We start from the raw sequence: 17,968 nt of genomic DNA, 5'->3' as shown, positions 1-17,968 counted from the left end.
TTACTGTATTTTCATTTGAAATCGTTAAAAACCTTTTATGGATTGATCTTTTTATGCCTAATAAATATTTAACAAATATATTAAATATTAACAATGGATTTATATGAAATTTAAAGTTTTAAAATTTATTATATCTATATATTCTACAATTGATATATTTTAAAATCTATTTTTTCAGCAGAAACGCAGTGTGATTTGTTGGGTTATATTACAAATTAACCCTTGTAACAATTTAGAATATTATTGAAAATATTTCCTAGGAAATAAATTGTATAAAATACAATTTATTGATTAGTATATTTATTGTATTTTTTATAAATTTTAACATGGAAATTTACATCAAAAAGAGGGAGCAATAAAAAGTAGGAAAATTATAAGTTGAAATGTGGAAAGTTTAAAAGGAGATTTAAAGGCGAAAAAATAGAGAATCCTGAACTGGATTCTCTGAAAAAATATTTATTAAATTTTTATTTTACGTAGTATATTGCTGCGTGTCCGATTTGGCGATTAGCTGAAAGTATTATTTCCCCTTCCTCTGTGTAACAAACTGCTGTGTTACTTGGGCCAACACCTTCATCTACAACTTCAGAAATGAATTCTTTTTTTGCTTCGTCATATGTTATAACAAACAATTGCATTCTGTTTCTTCTTGCTCCCCCTATAAATGCTGGTTTTCCTTTTAATGTGCAAGAAACTACAGTATGATAGAAATCTTGATATATTGGGTAGCTATAAACTTCTTTGTATTCTCCATCAATTTCTTTGTAGATCTTATATTCACTTCCGTGGAAAGGGGAAATTGTTGCAATTTCTTGTTTTCCATCATTATCAATATCAAGAACAGCCATATCACTTATTGGCGTATCCATAATTTGTTTAACAACCCACTCCCCGCCTTTTGCTTCAGGTGGAATAACAACAAACATTCCTTCTCTAGCGCCTATAAAACCCGCTTCTTTTCCTTCGTAAATTCCTTTGCAATATCCGTGATTAATAGTAAGTCCGTTCTTTAATTCCTCAAGTTGCAATTCTATTTTACTATCATAATCATTAGGAAACTCAGCTACAAAAAGTTTGCCTGGGTGTGACCAATCTTCTTTATTTTCTTTATGATTAGCAATAGTTGCTCCTAAGAAATATTTAGTGCCGTCTTTTCCTGTTACTAAATCAAATCTATGAAGATATGGAAGATCAACTATTTTTTCATAAGAAAATTCGCCATCTTTGTATCTGACTATAACAACATGAGATTCTTTAGCATCAACCATAGAAACAAAACCTTTTGAAGCTAAAAAGTAACCATCTTTTTCACTCAAAGGTGAAATAGACATAGTTCCGCCGCTGCCTTCCCAGATTGTTGTTTTTTCTTCGAAATCCTTACCTCTATAAACGTGCATACTTGCATCTGCACCTTCACCTGCAAAAATCAAACAAGGCTCTCCATCAATCTTAGTACTAGAAACTGCGTAACATTTAAAGATGTCATCTAAATATCTTTTTTCAAACTTCATATTAGTTACCTCACTTTATTTAAATTTTAGTATAATATTATTGTTGTTGTTGTGAATTATTATTTGTGCTATACCATAATAATGGCTAGCAATTATTTTATATGTATATATTATCACATTTGTGAAGTTTTTTGTTAAAAATTATATTTTTTGCACATATTCTCATTGATTAATCATCGATTTTTATTTAACATATTCTAGGCAACATGGATTCTTCTAATATATGAAGTAATCTCTTCCCTCCTATTCTTGTTTCTAAGCAAACATAAGGGGATGAACTATTTTCAATTATCCCAATGATTTGAGAGTTTTTACAATTATGAAGCTTTCTTAATTCATTTACAACTGCATTGCCATATCCTTTTTCAACAATGAGTATCATTCTACCTTCGCAGGCTAAGTAATAAGGATCTAACCCTAATAATTCTGTTATTCCTTTTACTTCATTTTTAATAGGAATTTTGTTTTCATGAATTGTAACTCCAACTACCATATCATTTGCAATTTCATTTAATATTGTTGCAATTCCCCCTCTAGTTGGATCTTTCATTAATTTGATTTTAGGTAAAAATTCATGAAGTTCATATAATATATTATTTAAAGCAGCACAATCACTTTTAAGATTCATATCTACACCAAAATCAAACCTTTCTATACCTATTACAGTTCCATGATCACCGATTGAGCCTGTTACTATAATTTCATCTCCAATACTAATTTGTCTAGGTTTAAAACCTTTTTTCACAAACCCAACACCAGAAGTGTTTATGAAAATTTGGTCTAAACTATTTTTCTCTACAACCTTAGTATCACCAGTAACTATTCTTACATTATTATTTTTGCATATATCACCCATAGTACTAGCAATAAGATTAAGCTTTTCAATTTCAAATCCTTCTTCTATAATAAATCCAACACTTAAAAAGTATGGGGTAGCACCTGCAGCAGTCAAATCATTTATAGTACCACAAACCGCTAGTGATCCAATATTTCCTCCAGGGAAAAAAATAGGCTTAACCACATAACTATCTGTAGTGTAAGCTAACTTATGATTATTTATTTTTGATAAATCAATAAGTGCAGAATCCCTTCCTTTCAATAGAATTTCATTATTAAAATTTCTATAAAATATATCTTTAATTAACTTATTAGTATGTAGTCCACCATCTCCATGCTTTAATTCAATTTTCTTATTCATATAACACCACCCTTATAAGCTATACGGCACACGCCCTCTCTAGATACCATGCATGGGCCTACTGGATTTTCGTAGTTACATCTTGTAGAGAATAATTCGCACTCTTTTGGAGACTTATATCCCATCATGATTTTTCCACAAATACATTTTTTATTTTCTATAACGGATTTTTCACTTTCTTTAAAAATCATATGTTCTATATTAAATACTTTCCTTGCATCCATAGATTTAAAATTATTATTTATCACTAAAGCAGAACTAGGCACTAGTCCTATATCTCTCCAGGTAACATCTTCAAGGGTATAAACTTCATTCATTAATTCCTTTGCCTTAACATTTCCACTTTTCTTAACCCAACGTTTATAAAGGTTGTATGTATCAATAGGAATGCTTTTATTAATCTGCTGAATAATTGTATAAATTCCGCTTAAAATATCTAGTTCACTAAAGCCACAAATGGCATTTGGCATGTTGAACTCATCCGGGATAAAAGAAAAATATTTAGAACCTTGTATAACAGCCACATGGCCTGGAAGTATTAACCCATTAATTTTCGACTCGCTCTGCCCTAATATTTTTTTGAGAATTGGTTCCATAATCTTTAAAGAGGTTAAAAAGAAGAGATTATTTATATTATTTGCCTTAGTTGTTTTAATGACACTTGCTATTATAGGTGAAGTGGTTTCAAACCCTACCGAAAGAAACACCACTTTTTTATCTTTATTTTCTTTTGCTATATTTATGCAGCTTTGAGGTGAATAAATTATTCTGATATCTGCCCCTTTTGACTTTGCTTCTTGTAATGTATGTTTACTCCCTCTTACTTTCATTAAATCTCCAAATGTACAGATGATTATATCTTCAATTTTAGATAGAAAAATAGCTTCATCTATGAAACTTTCATCACTTACACAAACCGGACAACCAGGACCAGATATAAGATTTACTTTATCTGATATCAAACTTTTAATTCCATACTTTACAATACATTCAGTATGAGTTCCACAAACCTCCATTATATAAATAGGTGTCGTAACCTTTTTATTAATTTCCTTTATGATCTTTTTTATTAAATTTTCTTCATTAAGAGCATTTTTCATTTATTCTTCCTCCAACATTATCTTAATGGTATCTTCTAAATAACAGAAATACTCTTCATCAATTTTCTCAATAGCAAAGCCTGCATGCACTAATACATATTCCCCTATTTGGGGGGATTCTATCAATCCAGTATGAATTTTTTCTTTTACCCCTAGAATATTTACTGTTGCTATGTTTCTATTTATATCAATTATTTTTCCTGGTATTGCTAAACAGATTTTAAACACCCCCCTTTCTCGGTTTACAATTTGCAGTTAACGCCACTGCAGCTTGGCCAATAGATATTCCGCTATCGTTTGTAGGTACAAGTTCATTGATATACACTGTAAAATCTTCATTTATCAACTTTTTGTATAAACCTCCTAACAAATATGAATTTTGAAATACTCCTCCACTTAACACAACTTCCTTTAAGCCATATTTGTGACTAATTATTTTTACAGCTTCATATGTAAATTGAATAACAGTGTTATGGAATTTTAATGAAATTATTGATGTTGGTACCGCTTCATTTATATCATGTATAATAGCTTTAAGGATTTTAGCATACATTATTATGAGTTTGTGATTTTCTTCATTGAAATTGTAGGGATAATATATTCCAGCCAATTCACTTATCTCCTTATCTTCTATCAGATTTTCTAATTGAATGGCTGCTTGTGCGTCATAAGATATATGAGTACAAATCCCTAGTAATGCAGATACACAGTCAAAAAATCTTCCCATACTTGTTGTTGTAAAACAATTAAATTTCTTTTGTAGTACTTGTATTAATATTTCAATTTTCTTCTTATTTATATTAGTGTAGCTATGGTAATTAATATATTCTAAAGGATTCAACCCTATTTCCATAACATATGCTACGGCACAACGCCAAGGTTCTTTTATTGAAATATCTTTCCCCTGCAAAGTTACCTCTTGCAAATGAGCTACCCTTTCAAAAGAGTTTCTATCTCCAACAAATATCTCCCCGCCCCATATTGTATTGTTCAAGCCAATACCTGTACCATCATAGATAACCCCAATAACTTGATTATTTAATTCATGTTCCACCATACAACTTACCATATGAGCATGATGATGTTGAACTGAATAAACTTTTTTTTCTTTTAAATTTGTTATCATTGAATAAAAATAATTAGGATACATATCCATGGCAATTATTTCTGGACTTGCTTTGTATATACCTAGAAGATTATTTATAGAATTCTTATATTTTTTAGTATATTCATACTCATTAATATCTCCTTGATACTCACTAAGGGTCACATAACCATTTTTCAATAAAGCATAGGTAGATTTTTGCATTGCCCCCAAAGCTAGTATTTCAGTTTCAATAATGTTTTTCTTTTGTATTGAAAATACCTGCGGAGAATAACCTCTTCCAGGACGAATTAAAATTTCCTTTGCCATCATTACTTTTACAACTGCATCGTCAATTGGTACTTGTATCTCTCTGTTATGAAAAAGAAAATAATCAGCTACTGTGCTTAAATTTTCAAGTGCCTCAGTATTATTATATTGCAAAGGCTGTCCACATAAATTACCACTGGTCATAACTAAATAAGGTATACAATTTTCAAATAATAACAGATGCATTGGTGTATAAGGTAACATGATTCCAATTCTATTTTGTTGAGGGGCTAATTCCTCAGGTAGAGGATATCCCTTTTTCTTTTTAATAATTACTATAGGGCTTGCTCGACCCATTAATATTTCTTCTTCTTTTTTTGATATATCCCCAATTTTTTTAGCATATTCAATATCTTTAGCCATAATAGCCAAGGGCTTGTGAGATCTATTTTTCATTTTTCTCAACTTGTTCACAGCTTCTATATTAGTAGCATCACAACATAAATGAAATCCGCTAAGTCCTTTTATGGCTACTATTTTACCTTGTTTTAATAATTCTTGTGTTTTAATAATTGGATTTCCTTCAATTACTTCCTTAGTAATATTATATAAATGGTATTTGGGACCACACTGGCTACAGCAATTAGGTTGAGCATGAAATCTTCTAGTAATAGGATTTTCATATTCTTCCGTACATGAAGCACACATTTGGAAATCATTCATAGTAGTGCTTTTTCTATCATAGGGCAATTCTTTTATTATAGAATACCTTGGCCCACAATTAGTACAATTTATAAAAGGGTATAAATATTTTTTAGAGCTAGAATCAAATAATTCTTTTTCACACTGACTACATATAGCTAAATCTGGAGATAAAAATTTGTTTCCTTCGTCAGACTTACCACTAGAAATTATTTTAAAATCTATTATATTTTTTAAAGAGACTTCTTTTATTTCTATTTTTTCTACAACCGCCGCTGGTGGGGAATCTTCTTTTATTTTATTCACCAATTTATTAGTATCTTCATCATTACCTTCAAGATAAATCTTAACAATTGAGCCTAAATTTTTAATCCATCCTTTTAAATGTAATTGTTGTGCCTCCCGATAAATAAATGGTCTAAATCCAACTCCTTGTACAATACCTGAAATCTTTATTTCATAAGCTTTTTTCATTATCGTCCTTCTATACTATTGATATAAGCTGTAAGCTCTTGAATATTTTTTATGTGAACTTTAAGTTTCAAATCTTTACCAATAAAATCTGCCATACTATTTTTAAGTTCCTCCATTAAGCTTTCTTGGGTCACATGACTATCTGGATTCACTGTAATTTCTACTTTTGTTAGTATACCAATCTCTTTATCCCTACAAAATTGTTCTAGACTTTCTGATATTTTCTTTAATAAAAAAGTATCATGCATATTAATATCCCCTCTCTATTAGTTCATTTTTAATATTTTCTTTTATATTACTAAACTTCATTTCAAGCTCTGGGCTAAGATTAATTCCCATATCAACATAAGCTACTTCAATACCTATAAAATAACCTTTAACAATTTTATTTTCTAATGCTAATAATTTTATAAAACTTAAATCATGCATGGAATTACTCACTTTATAATCTTTTGCTATATGCTTCATATCTTTTAAAGGAAAAATAGAAACAGTTCCAGGTTCCTTTCCTAGATAGGTTGAGTCTATTAATATAAGAGAGTCGCCATCCTTAACAAAATCTAGGCAACTATAGGTGTCTGTCTCACCAATAAAAACCTCAAAACCATTGGTTTCTAATTCAGGTTTCAGTTCTTCAACAATTCTTATGGCTATTCCATCATCCGTCATTAGCCTATTTCCCAAGGCCATTACTTTTGTTCTCATATTCAACACACTCTTACTTCAATTGAATTATATTGTCCAACTGTATGAGTTGCACAGGATACACAAGGATCAAAGGACCTAATTGCTCTTCCAATTTCAACTGGATTTTTTATATCTTCAACTTCTATACCTATCAATGCTTTTTCAACAGGACCTTTAATTCCTTTAAAGTCCATAGGAGATAAATTCCATGCTGAAGGGGTTATAATTGAATAGTTATTTATTTTCTTTTCATTTATTGACAGCCAATGACCTAGTGCTCCCCTTGTTGTATCTGTCAATCCTGAGCCTTTTGCTATTTCTGGTATGGTGAATTCTGTACTGTTTGATTTTCCTAATTTTATTTCTTCTAAAAGCTCCTCCATAATTTTAGTTATTTCTATAGCTTCTAATACTCTAGCTATGGTTCTATCCATTGTGGAGATTCCATGGGTATACTTATTGGAAAGTATCATTCTTGCAAGAGGACCAACTTCCATTGCATATCCTTTATATCTTGGAGCTTTAATCCATGAATATGCATATTTCTTACTTCTATCTGGTCTATAATCTTCATTTTCAGGAGTATATTCAACACTACCCCCTGTATACCAAGAATACTCTATACTTTCTTCTATCTTATTTTGATTCAAAGCTTCAATATTTCCATTAATACTAACCTTACTGTCAACATAGCTAGCACCCATATCAGAATAATTATTAAAACAACCAAAAGTCATTAAATTTCCATAGCCTTTACCGTATTTAAAGGTTTCAGGGTAATATAAAGCAATATAGTTTATATCTTCTAACATTATGGTTTCAATAAAACTCTTTATTTCTCCTAACAAAAACTTCAATTTCGTATATTTATCAATTTCTATTTCAGCGGTGGTTCCCCCAACAAAAACACCATGATTATGAGGGGCCTTACCTCCAAGTTCGGCTAACATTTCATGAGCCATTCTACTGTATTTAAAGGAATCTACGTAATGGTTAGTGATCCTTTTATTAATATCTTCTGGAAGTTTACAATCTCTCTCCATTAAATCGTAGGTTGGATTGATATCTTTTCCATAACAATAATCTGGCATTGTGTATTGATACGTATGCCTAATATGATTCTGAAGAAATTCGCAGCCATGAATAAAATCTCTCACTTTTTTATCATTATTTGAGGGCACAACTCTAAAAGCATTTTCTAAAGCTAATGTGGATACTATACTATGAGCAGTTGAACAAATACCACATATTCTTTCGGTGAAATAAATTGCATCTAGGGGACTTCTTCCTTTTAGCATCTTCTCAAAACCTCTAAAAAGCATTCCGCTACTCTTTGCATCTGCAATTATATTGTTCTCTATAAGAACTTCTACTTGAAGAAATCCACTTATTCTTGTTACTGGATTTATAATTATTTTTTTAGCCATATTTTCTCCTTAATTTTTCTTTATATCTGATAATCTAATAAAAGGCTCAATTCCTTTAGCGAATCCTTTTTGTGCACAACCAATACAAGGGGTATTATTTCCCACAGGCCAATTATCAGTGTCATTCCATCTTCTGATAGGGCAATCAACCTTTGTTATTGGACCTTTACATCCAAGCTTAAACATACATTCTTTGTCATCTAACTTTTCTGCAAAAATACCTTTATCAAAATAAGAACGCCTTTCGCAATTATCATGTATTGTAGTGCCATAAAATACTATAGGTCGGCCCTCATCATCAAGTTCAGGAACTCCAAATTCTATCAAATTTGCTATAGTGCCAATAATCCAATCCGGATTACCTGGACACCCTGGTAATATTATTACTTGTTTACCTATACCACTTTCTTGTAAAAATTGCTTTAAACTTCTACATTCAGCTTCATTGGGACTAGCGGCAGATATCCCCCCATAAGAAGCACAGGTTCCAACTGCAATAATATACTTAGCTTTTTCAGCTGTCATTTTCACTGCCTCCATGCCAGTTATAATCTTTCCTTTATAATTAGCCACCACATTATAAAGCCCATTATCTTTTATTGAGATAGCTCCATCTACAATAAGAATAAATTCTGTATTTAAAGTATCTAATAATTTTTGAAAAGCTTTTTCCCCTTGCTCTGGGGATATACTATTTTGATATTCTAGACTTACCATGTTATTCAAAAAAAATGCCACATCAGGATCGGTAGCATTTAAAAGAGATATTATATTTCCAGAACATCCACAGGTCTCAAGCCATATTAAATTAATCGTCCCACTACTGTCAATTCCTTTAATATTTCATCCCCTCCATGACAATTTTCATAATCAAGTGTTACATCATTTCCTGCCTTAATACCGAAATGCTGTCCTTGATTCCACTTTTTATTTTTGGTAACATCATATACTACATTATTTACTGCAACATAAGCTGGATTACCATTTATACCATTAAATCTTTTTAATTCTTCAAGGGTAAATTCCCTTATATCTCTATTCATTTCATTAGTTCTAGAATTTTTTAGATTAAAAATCAAATAATACAATTTCTGAAGTTGGAAATTTACTAAGTTAAGGTAATATTGCTTTTGCATTAAATTACTTGCAAGATAAAATTGGGTCCACAAAAAATTCACTGCACATTGAGTTTCAATTATTCGTTTTTTTATATTTTCTGAATTCTGAATAGTTTTTATACCACCATATAAATTACTTGACTTTAAATGTATATTCTATAAAAGAGTTATATATTCTTTATAAATGAGACTGGCATAATATTGAAATGAAATATGTAAAAGACTTATATTTCAAGATAAGAGAGGCTATTTTTGCATAATCAAAATTTACAATGTTTTTAATATTAAGTATAATTTAGGAAAAGGTTTTAATTTTTATGATTTGATTGTAGAAAATTATGGCTAGAGTATTTATATACCCTCTCTTTATTGGGCAGAAAAAGAGAGGTATCATTATATAAAACAGAGTATTTTATTCTTAGGAGATGAAAATATGGTACACTTAGTATATTGTGATAACAAAGAATTGGCATAAAAAATGTATGTGTTTGATAGAATTTGAGAATATGCGTGAAATCCCCCCCTTGACTTTGAACATCAGGGCAATATGGATGATTGGCTTATTATTGAAAAAATCGAAGATGTAGTTGTTGGAACAAGTATTCCCTATAACTATAACAAATCAAAATTTTAGGTGGTGTTGTTATGGCAATAAAGAAACATGACAGCTGTATGTCATGTTTCTAATAGTTTTTATACAATTTAAGCTAATTAAACGTTAATTTCAACACTTGAATCAAGTAAATCAGCATTCTCTTCTAAAACAGGCTTTATATATTCATCAATAAACTCTACAACCTGTTCAGGAGATCTTCCTATAAAGTTTTTAGCATCCATTATTGATAAAATTTCTTCTTCAGTGAATTTGAAAGTGTCATCAGCTAAAATTCTATCTATTAAATCATTAGCTTTTCCTTGTTCTTTAACTCCTCTTGCTGCTTCCATAGAGTGAACTCTAATGCTTTCGTGTAATTCTTGTCTGTCTCCGCCTCTTTTTACAGCTTCCATTAAGATATTCTCTGTTGCCATAAAAGGTAACTCACTTTGAACATGAGCTGCAATTACGTTTTTGTAAACTACCATGCTTTCAGTAACATTGATATAAAGATTTAGTACTCCATCTAAGGCTAAGAAACCTTCTGCTACTGCCAATCTTTTATTAGCTGAGTCATCCAAAGTTCTTTCAAACCATTGACTAGCAGCGGTAATAGCTGGATTTAAAGCATCAACAATTACATATCTGCTTAATGATCCTATTCTTTCACTTCTCATAGGATTTCTTTTGTAAGCCATAGCTGAAGAGCCAACTTGATTTTTTCCAAAAGGTTCTTCCATTTCTTTCATGTTTTGAAGGATTCTTAAATCATTACTGAACTTGTAAGCACTTTGGGCTATTTCTGATAAAGTATTTAAAACTATTGAATCAACTTTTCTAGAATAAGTTTGGCCTGTTACACCGTAAGTTTTTGCAAAACCCATTTTAGTAGAAACATATTTATCTAATTTTTTAACTTTTTCGTGGTCTCCATCAAATAAACTTAAGAAGCTAGCTTGAGTACCAGTAGTACCTTTAACACCTCTCATTTTCAATTTATCTATAACAAAATCTAAATTTTCTAAATCTAATTGTAACTCTTGTAACCAAAGAGTAGCTCTTTTACCTATAGTAGTTAATTGTGCAGGTTGAAGATGAGTAAATCCTAAAGTAGGAACATCTTTATATTCTAAAGCAAATTTTGCTAAATTATTCATCACATTAATTAATTTTTTCTTTACTAATAATAAGGCTTCTCTCATTATTATAAGGTCAGTGTTATCCCCTACATAACAACTAGTAGCTCCTAGGTGAATTATTCCTTTTGCGGAAGGACACTGAACTCCATAAGCATAAACATGACTCATTACATCATGTCTAATTTCTTTTTCTTTTTCTTCAGCAACTTCATAGTTTATATCATCAATGAAATTTTTTAATTCATTAATTTGACTTTCTTCAATATTTATTCCTAATTCTCTTTCACCTTCAGCTAATGCTACCCATAATTTTCTCCATGTAACAAACTTCATATCTGAAGAAAAAAGATATGACATTTCCTTTGAAGCGTATCTACTATTTAAAGGTGTTTCATATGTTGTTCTATCCATAATACTAAATAACCTCCGAATACAAATAAATTTTAGTTTTTCAAACTCAACATTCACATTATAACATATATTTTTAAGTAAATCAGCATTTTTATTCGCTTTTTTGGTTTTTTGTGTGGGGTTTATTAACTTTATTATTTAAAAAACTTCCAAAATTCCTTGCGATTAATCTATTAAAAATATTAATTTTACAATCAAAATAATATATAGAGTTATTCCAATTTTTCATCTTCCAATACTCACTATCTAAATCAATCAACTTATAAGCAAGAACCTTTTGTACTTGAAAGTTTATAAGAGACTGTAATGAAGGTTCATATTTATCTTTCCCCATTGTAAGATGCTTTATGAAACTGGCACACTCATCTTCAGTAACTACATTATTCATAGTTCTAATGTTTCTGCTGATTTTACCAGCATTGAAACCACCCCATTGAATTACTACCCTTTCCAAATAATTAAGAGTAGATTTAAGTCCAGAGCCCATGGTTGTGGACATAAGAAGAACTGGTTTTCCGTAAAGCTCTGGACGATGGAACCAACTACAGGTTCTATCAATAAAAGTTTTTAACTTGCCTGATACATTTTCTAAGTAAACAGGAGTTGTTAATATTATTCCATCACTAGACTTCATTTTCTCCATTATCTCAAAAGCATTATCTTTCAATATACATCCACCTTTAGTAATGCAATGTTCACACCCAATACAATTTTTTATGTCATAATCGAAAAGATTTATTATTTCTACCTCAATATTATTATTTTTAAATATTTCTTTTGCTTGAGCAATAAGGTTATAAGTATTCTTTTTTCTATTGCTTGAATTTACAGCTACTACTTTTAACATATTAATTTCCATCCCCTTCTAGTTACTACTAACATAATAACATAAATAGAAAATCTTTTGATATGTAAAATTAAATTTCTAGTGAGTATTTTAGCTTTAAAATTCCAATTATGATATAATTATCATAAAGTAGTTAAAGTATTTCTAACTTAAAATTGAAGAAGAATGGAGTAAATAGAATGTTACTTACGATTATATTTATAATTTTAGGAATTTTAAGCCTTTTGTATTATGCATTTATATGGTGGATGAGTTTTTCTAAGTTTTGGATAGTGCTTGGAATTGCTTTATTTCTTTTATCATATTATACATATCCAAAAACTAAAATTTCAATTAATGTTCCTATAAGCAAAACAATTAAATGTATCTTTTGGTCAATAAGCTTATTTGTATTTTCAACATTCTTGATTTTTGAAACAGTGATTATAACAAATAATTTTAATAAAACTTTTGAGAAAAGTGATTATTTAATAGTTTTAGGAGCAGGATTAAGAGGAAGTACTATGTCAACTATTCTAGTATATAGGATGGAAAAATCTTTAGATTATCTAGAGGCTTACCCAAATACAAAAGTAATTGTATCTGGAGGGCAAGGATCCGATGAGGATATTTCTGAAGCACAAGCTATGAAGGACTTTCTTGTTAAAAAAGGAATACCAGATGAAAATATTATTATGGAAGATAAATCTACAAGTACTCTAGAAAATTTAATTTATTCGAAAAGAATAATTGAAAAAGATCAAGAATCTGAGAATAAAAAAATATCCTTAATTACAAATGGATTTCACGTTTTTAGAGCAGAGTTTTTAGCTAAAAGAGTTGGTTTGAAGGCAGAAGGGATACCAGCAAAAACTTATTTTTACACAATACCAAATTTTTATGTTAGAGAGTATTTTGCATTTATAAAGTCTTTTATATTCGATAGGATTTGAATCTTTGCTTAATTATCAGCTATAAGCATTTAAAATTCAAACAATTAAATTCTAGAATAAAAAATCACCTGAATCAGGTGATTTTTTATTCTAATTTTTTTATCTATTTGTTAATGCATAAATCAATGGTGAGTTCCAATAAATTGTAATCTCATTACATGAATAACTTTGTGAATTATCAACATAGCATTTTGCTGGTGGCTCATTAGCTAGTACAGATTTTGCATATGGATCTTGAAGATTACTATTAGGTCCGCCAACTAGCATGCCAGGCATTGTTGAATTAATACTTTGTGATGGACGGTGGTGTGTAGAAACTGGCGAAATAGTACCATATCCTGTTACATAACTTGTTGACATTGGATTAACCCCAAATAAATAATTTATATTATTTCTTGCAGCTTCAATGTACTCTGAATTTTCAGCTATTTTATTTGCCATTTGTAATAGCATTGCTTTATTAGCAACTGTCATATTACTACCCCAAGGATATTCCTCACCCATTGAAATGAAATATCCATCATTTTTTGATAGTTTAAGAGCTTCGTCTGCAGCTGATATTAGATCATTTTTCATCTTATTAAATAACTCTGAATCAACCTTATCATTGTCAATATTCAAATAATCATATAAAGCATAAATTCCCACGTCAGCCCAACCTAATCCAAGACTTTTATTTGAATAATTTTCTTTGATTTCAGTATGATATTTCTTATCATACGTTACTTTATAAAGCTCAACACTAGCCCATAAATATTCATCAGAAATAGTTGAATCACCATATTCTCCTGTAACTATACCTGATGGATTTTTAAATCCTTGGAATGTTGATTTTTTGTTTAAATAGTCCCAAGCTTTCTTAGAAGAGTTCAAACATTTCTCAGCAAAATCTTTATCTATACTTTTAAAGGTATCATAACTCATTGCCATTACAGCAGCAAAATCCCCTGTTGCAGCATCTGAAATTGGACTAACTATCAGTTCACTTGTTTCATCCTGCGGCATTACAGTTCCTGGGAAATTAGCACCTGTTACTTTATGATAAACTCCTCCACTTTCAGAATCCTGCATTTTTAACATCCATTCTAACTCAAATCGTGCTTCATCTAATATGTCAGCAATACCATTTGAACTTTCTGGGATACCTAAGTTATCGCCAAAATTATCAGGCTTAGATTGATAAGCAAGAAATAAATCAGCTACAGTTTTAGCACCAGGTACAACATATCTTCCATAATCCCCTGCATCGTGCCATCCACCTGATACATCAATTTTAGTGGTTGTTCCATAGATGGTTGCTTCATCATTATGGCAAATAGGATGTGCATAGTCACCAGCTAATTCCGATGTTAATTCTACTCCACAACGCTGTAGATACAACATTTTAAGTATATCATAATCTACTCTTTCATATATATCATTTGAAATTTCAAACTCGTAAGAGTTCCCTAAAGTTTCAGTTTTGATAATATATTTTCCTTTTTCTCTTACATTGCTAAAATCACCATAATAGTTTGTCTCGCCTGATGTTTTATTTATAAATTCTTTTTCTATATCACCAGTATAAACAACTTTATTTGTTTCTATATTTACAACATCAAAAGTTTTATCAACATCCTCACCTCTGAAAACTGCAATTTTTTTATAATCTAAGGGATATCCTAATTGATTAATATTTATTTGTTTCATTTTATTTTCAATTGATGATTCAACTTTATTAGAATCATCTAATAAAACAAGTGAAAAGTTATCAAAATACACTTTATGAGCTTCTAAAGTTTCCAAATCTTTTGGGGTTCCTAAGTTCAAAGCTAATCTTGGTGCTGGATCAGTTGGTTCTTTCATTTCAAATTCTAAAGTATATGTTTGTACTTCAGAAGTTAAATCATAATTGTTAGACGAATATGCATGATAATCTCCACCATTTATTTGAAATCTAACTCCAAATGAACGATCGATAGTTGACATAGCGTCAAATCTTAATTCGTACTTACATCCTTGGGCTAATAAAAATCCATCTTGGTAAATTTGAACTGAATAATCTTCTTTACCGGAATCGTTTACTTTAACTTCCAGTTCTTCTTCTACAACGCTAAACTCTCCTGAACCATTTTGTTCAAAATAACCCCAACCTTCTGTGTTTCCACTTGAAAAATCATAATTAATAAGCAAATTTTCTTGACTTTCATCTACAACAGCATTACCTGTAATTGAAGAATTGTTACTATTTGATACGTTATTAGAACATGCAACTAAAAAAACAAATGATACCACCACTACAAGTTTAAAAAAATTCTCCATATTATACACCTACTTAAAATTATTTAGGTATACTCTAGAACTTATTATTAACAGCTAGTCTACTTAACCGGTTAAGAAAAATTCCTAAAAAAAATATACATATCATAATATTTTAAAGTATAACCTCAATTATATTTTAACACTAATACACAAAAATAAAACCATGTATTCTAATCATAAAGTATAGAAAATTAAAGAATATAAAAGAGTCTAGTATTGCTTTTGCAAATTTACTAGACTCTTTTGGAATTATTCTATAATTGAGAACCAACCAGGTGTATTAATAATAGCATTCCATAGTGGTTCTGGTATATTTAAATTGCTCTTATCTTTTTTATTTAAAGATGTCAATAAATCTTTTAAAATTCTCGACAATTTCTTTTGATTGTCCTTCTATGTATTTTTCAGGAATGTCAAAACTAGATAATTTTATGTTTTCCCTATCTAGTAAATTTAGTATTTCTTCCATAAAAACACCCTTTTTCCCTAGAGAATCACAAGTTGGACTCTCTTCTATTCCTAATATTCCAAGTATTCTATAATCATATTTTAAATACTCTTTCATTTGATTTATAGTTTTTTCGGCTAACTCACTACAAAGCTTTCTATAATCAGAAGTATTGTATTCTTCCTTTGTTTTAGGAGGTCTAGATTCACCTAAAAAAATAAACTCTGGACAAGGAAGTTGAACTATGGAAATATTATTATCTAATATTACTCTCACAATATCATTAAAAGCTCCTTCAGCTCTTTCCCACTCTCTTATAACTGAATTTTGGTTCAATACACAGTGAGCAGTATAAATAATTTGCTTTTTCCTATACATTTTTCTTTGTGCTTTCTGAAATTAAATTTTCAGGTATTTTCTTTATAACCAAGGCTACTAACAAACAACTAACTACCTTATCTATAAGATTACCTGTAATTCTAGGGATAAAAGCAGCAGTGAAAATTCCTTTACCACTAGCTAAAAGCCATGCAAAAATAATATCTATGCCTCCACCAGCTAAGCCACCATAAACAAATACAGCAATAGGAGTCCCTATAAGAGGAGCTACTACAGCTAAAATAAGTCCTGTGATAACTGCAGTTTTAATATCAAATTTATGTTTTTTAGCAATAAACCCTACAATAATACCTATAACGATATTTACAAGAGCAAAAGGAATATCTTTAGGATTAGTAACCATTCCTTGAATAATATTTGTCAAACCCCCTGTTAATGCTCCTGCAAAAGGACCCAACAGTACTGATACAAGAATTGTACCAATAGTATCTAAAAATAATAATGGTATTTGAAATGTTTGTACTACAGTACCAAAAACAATATTGATAACTATACCAAGCGAAGCTAAAATCATTCCTTTTGTTGATGTAAATGGTGAATTTTTCATATAATTCCTCCTATAAAATTAATATCAATGCTTATTAAGTATATCAATTTAAGGACAAACTATAAAATAGAAATAATTAATACATATTAAGATTTATATAGAAAATATTAATAATAATTTTAATTAATCTTCAAACTTAATTTCAATTTTTTTAAAACCCATCTCAGAAACTAAAGTATCTAAGATTAACTTTGTATGGTCGTTTGCTTGTTCTAAAAATCCATTTTTGATTAATTCTTTTTCAGTTTTTTCTTTTTCTGCCACTATACTATCTAAATAATCACTAGTTTTTATTTTATTGAAAACACTGGATTTTTCATCAAATACCTCTACAGATTCTTCATCAACTATATTATCTAAAATAGCTGCATGCTTTACTTTAATAATTACACTTTCATCATCCTTATTTATAGATACATCAACTGAAGTTAAATCAATACCCGCTTTTATATAACCATTATAAGTAAAAATCAATGATTTATCAGTAAAAGGTATCTTGAAATTATCTGAAAATTCTTTAGAAGTCTTCAAAGTAACCACATTTTTATATGTATATTTTAAGGTTGCTAATTCAGAAATATTAGCTATTTTTTCTTCAATCAACCCTGCAGTTAGGGTGTTTTTCTCTTTTATTTCAAAGTTATCAAAAACACTTATTACTAAAACAAAAATAATACCTATGATAATTAAATATACTAATATCTTTATTATTAGTTTTGATAAAAAGGTTCTAACTGAAAATTTAGTTGTTTTTGCTAAACCAGCTTGAAACATAAGT

At 29.7% G+C, this 17,968-nt stretch carries 17 protein-coding genes; 1 reads left to right on the top strand and 16 read right to left on the bottom strand.

From position 1 onward, the window contains the following. Positions 1-467 precede the first annotated feature (467 nt). The 12 genes from BUB83_RS11780 to BUB83_RS11730 form a co-directional block, all read right to left on the bottom strand. On the bottom strand, positions 468-1,511 hold the full coding sequence (locus BUB83_RS11780) for a hypothetical protein (protein WP_073338666.1): 1,044 nt from the start codon (positions 1,509-1,511) through the stop codon (positions 468-470). A 187-nt stretch (positions 1,512-1,698) separates the two neighbouring features. Beyond that, entirely contained in the window at positions 1,699-2,709 is a 1,011-nt protein-coding gene (hypE, locus tag BUB83_RS11775) for a hydrogenase expression/formation protein HypE (protein ID WP_073338665.1), read from the bottom strand. Further along, a complete protein-coding gene (gene hypD / locus BUB83_RS11770) occupies positions 2,706-3,809 on the bottom strand; it encodes a hydrogenase formation protein HypD (RefSeq protein WP_073338664.1) in 1,104 nt (367 codons plus the stop codon). Before hypD ends, hypE begins: the two co-directional genes overlap by 4 nt. Next, positions 3,810-4,037 carry a HypC/HybG/HupF family hydrogenase formation chaperone gene (locus BUB83_RS11765; protein ID WP_341465350.1) on the bottom strand — a complete coding sequence of 76 codons (228 nt, stop codon included), beginning with the start codon at positions 4,035-4,037 and terminating at the stop codon, positions 3,810-3,812. Beyond that, complete coding sequence (gene hypF, locus BUB83_RS11760; protein WP_073338663.1) at positions 4,030-6,339, bottom strand: carbamoyltransferase HypF; 2,310 nt, start codon at positions 6,337-6,339, stop codon at positions 4,030-4,032. The genes BUB83_RS11765 and hypF overlap by 8 nt, the downstream gene beginning before the upstream one ends. Beyond that, positions 6,339-6,587, bottom strand: a complete 249-nt coding sequence (locus BUB83_RS11755; protein WP_073338662.1) for a hypothetical protein — start codon at positions 6,585-6,587, stop codon at positions 6,339-6,341. Before BUB83_RS11755 ends, hypF begins: the two co-directional genes overlap by 1 nt. Before the next feature lies 1 nt (position 6,588). Further along, entirely contained in the window at positions 6,589-7,044 is a 456-nt protein-coding gene (locus BUB83_RS11750; RefSeq protein ID WP_073338661.1) for a hydrogenase maturation protease, read from the bottom strand. Between the two features lie 2 nt (positions 7,045-7,046). Further along, positions 7,047-8,453, bottom strand: a complete 1,407-nt coding sequence (locus BUB83_RS11745; protein ID WP_073338660.1) for a nickel-dependent hydrogenase large subunit — start codon at positions 8,451-8,453, stop codon at positions 7,047-7,049. Between the two features lie 9 nt (positions 8,454-8,462). Continuing rightward, on the bottom strand, positions 8,463-9,257 hold the full coding sequence (locus BUB83_RS11740) for a hydrogenase small subunit (RefSeq protein ID WP_479723234.1): 795 nt from the start codon (positions 9,255-9,257) through the stop codon (positions 8,463-8,465). After that, positions 9,257-9,589, bottom strand: coding sequence for a cytochrome b5 domain-containing protein (locus tag BUB83_RS21295; protein ID WP_084133535.1), 333 nt, complete (start codon positions 9,587-9,589; stop codon positions 9,257-9,259). Before BUB83_RS21295 ends, BUB83_RS11740 begins: the two co-directional genes overlap by 1 nt. Positions 9,590-10,282: 693 nt before the next feature. Next, complete coding sequence (gene purB / locus BUB83_RS11735; RefSeq protein WP_073338659.1) at positions 10,283-11,716, bottom strand: adenylosuccinate lyase; 1,434 nt, start codon at positions 11,714-11,716, stop codon at positions 10,283-10,285. Between the two features lie 91 nt (positions 11,717-11,807). After that, positions 11,808-12,563, bottom strand: a complete 756-nt coding sequence (locus BUB83_RS11730; protein WP_073338658.1) for a flavodoxin family protein — start codon at positions 12,561-12,563, stop codon at positions 11,808-11,810. A gap of 179 nt (positions 12,564-12,742) precedes the next feature. Here BUB83_RS11730 and BUB83_RS11725 point away from each other — a divergent pair, with 179 nt between their 5' ends. Beyond that, positions 12,743-13,495 (top strand): YdcF family protein, encoded by a 753-nt coding sequence (locus tag BUB83_RS11725; RefSeq protein ID WP_073338657.1) that lies wholly within the window; start codon positions 12,743-12,745, stop codon positions 13,493-13,495. A 99-nt stretch (positions 13,496-13,594) separates the two neighbouring features. On the opposite strand, the gene BUB83_RS11720 is transcribed toward BUB83_RS11725, so the two are convergent. From BUB83_RS11720 to BUB83_RS11705, 4 genes are all read right to left on the bottom strand, one after another. Then, positions 13,595-15,796, bottom strand: coding sequence for a glycoside hydrolase family 9 protein (locus BUB83_RS11720; protein ID WP_073338656.1), 2,202 nt, complete (start codon positions 15,794-15,796; stop codon positions 13,595-13,597). 334 nt (positions 15,797-16,130) lie between these two features. Further along, positions 16,131-16,622 (bottom strand): CD3072 family TudS-related putative desulfidase, encoded by a 492-nt coding sequence (locus BUB83_RS11715; protein WP_073338655.1) that lies wholly within the window; start codon positions 16,620-16,622, stop codon positions 16,131-16,133. Beyond that, positions 16,615-17,190: a CD3073 family putative ECF transporter S component gene (locus tag BUB83_RS11710; protein ID WP_073338654.1), complete on the bottom strand. Its 576-nt coding sequence runs from the start codon at positions 17,188-17,190 to the stop codon at positions 16,615-16,617. Before BUB83_RS11710 ends, BUB83_RS11715 begins: the two co-directional genes overlap by 8 nt. 123 nt (positions 17,191-17,313) lie before the next feature. Continuing rightward, positions 17,314-17,964 carry a DUF4230 domain-containing protein gene (locus tag BUB83_RS11705; RefSeq protein ID WP_073338653.1) on the bottom strand — a complete coding sequence of 217 codons (651 nt, stop codon included), beginning with the start codon at positions 17,962-17,964 and terminating at the stop codon, positions 17,314-17,316. Positions 17,965-17,968: the final 4 nt, after the last annotated feature.

Source organism: Clostridium grantii DSM 8605 (genome assembly GCF_900129965.1).
Taxonomy (GTDB): domain Bacteria; phylum Bacillota; class Clostridia; order Clostridiales; family Clostridiaceae; genus Clostridium_AF; species Clostridium_AF grantii.
This window is presented reverse-complemented; position numbering and strand designations above follow the sequence as displayed.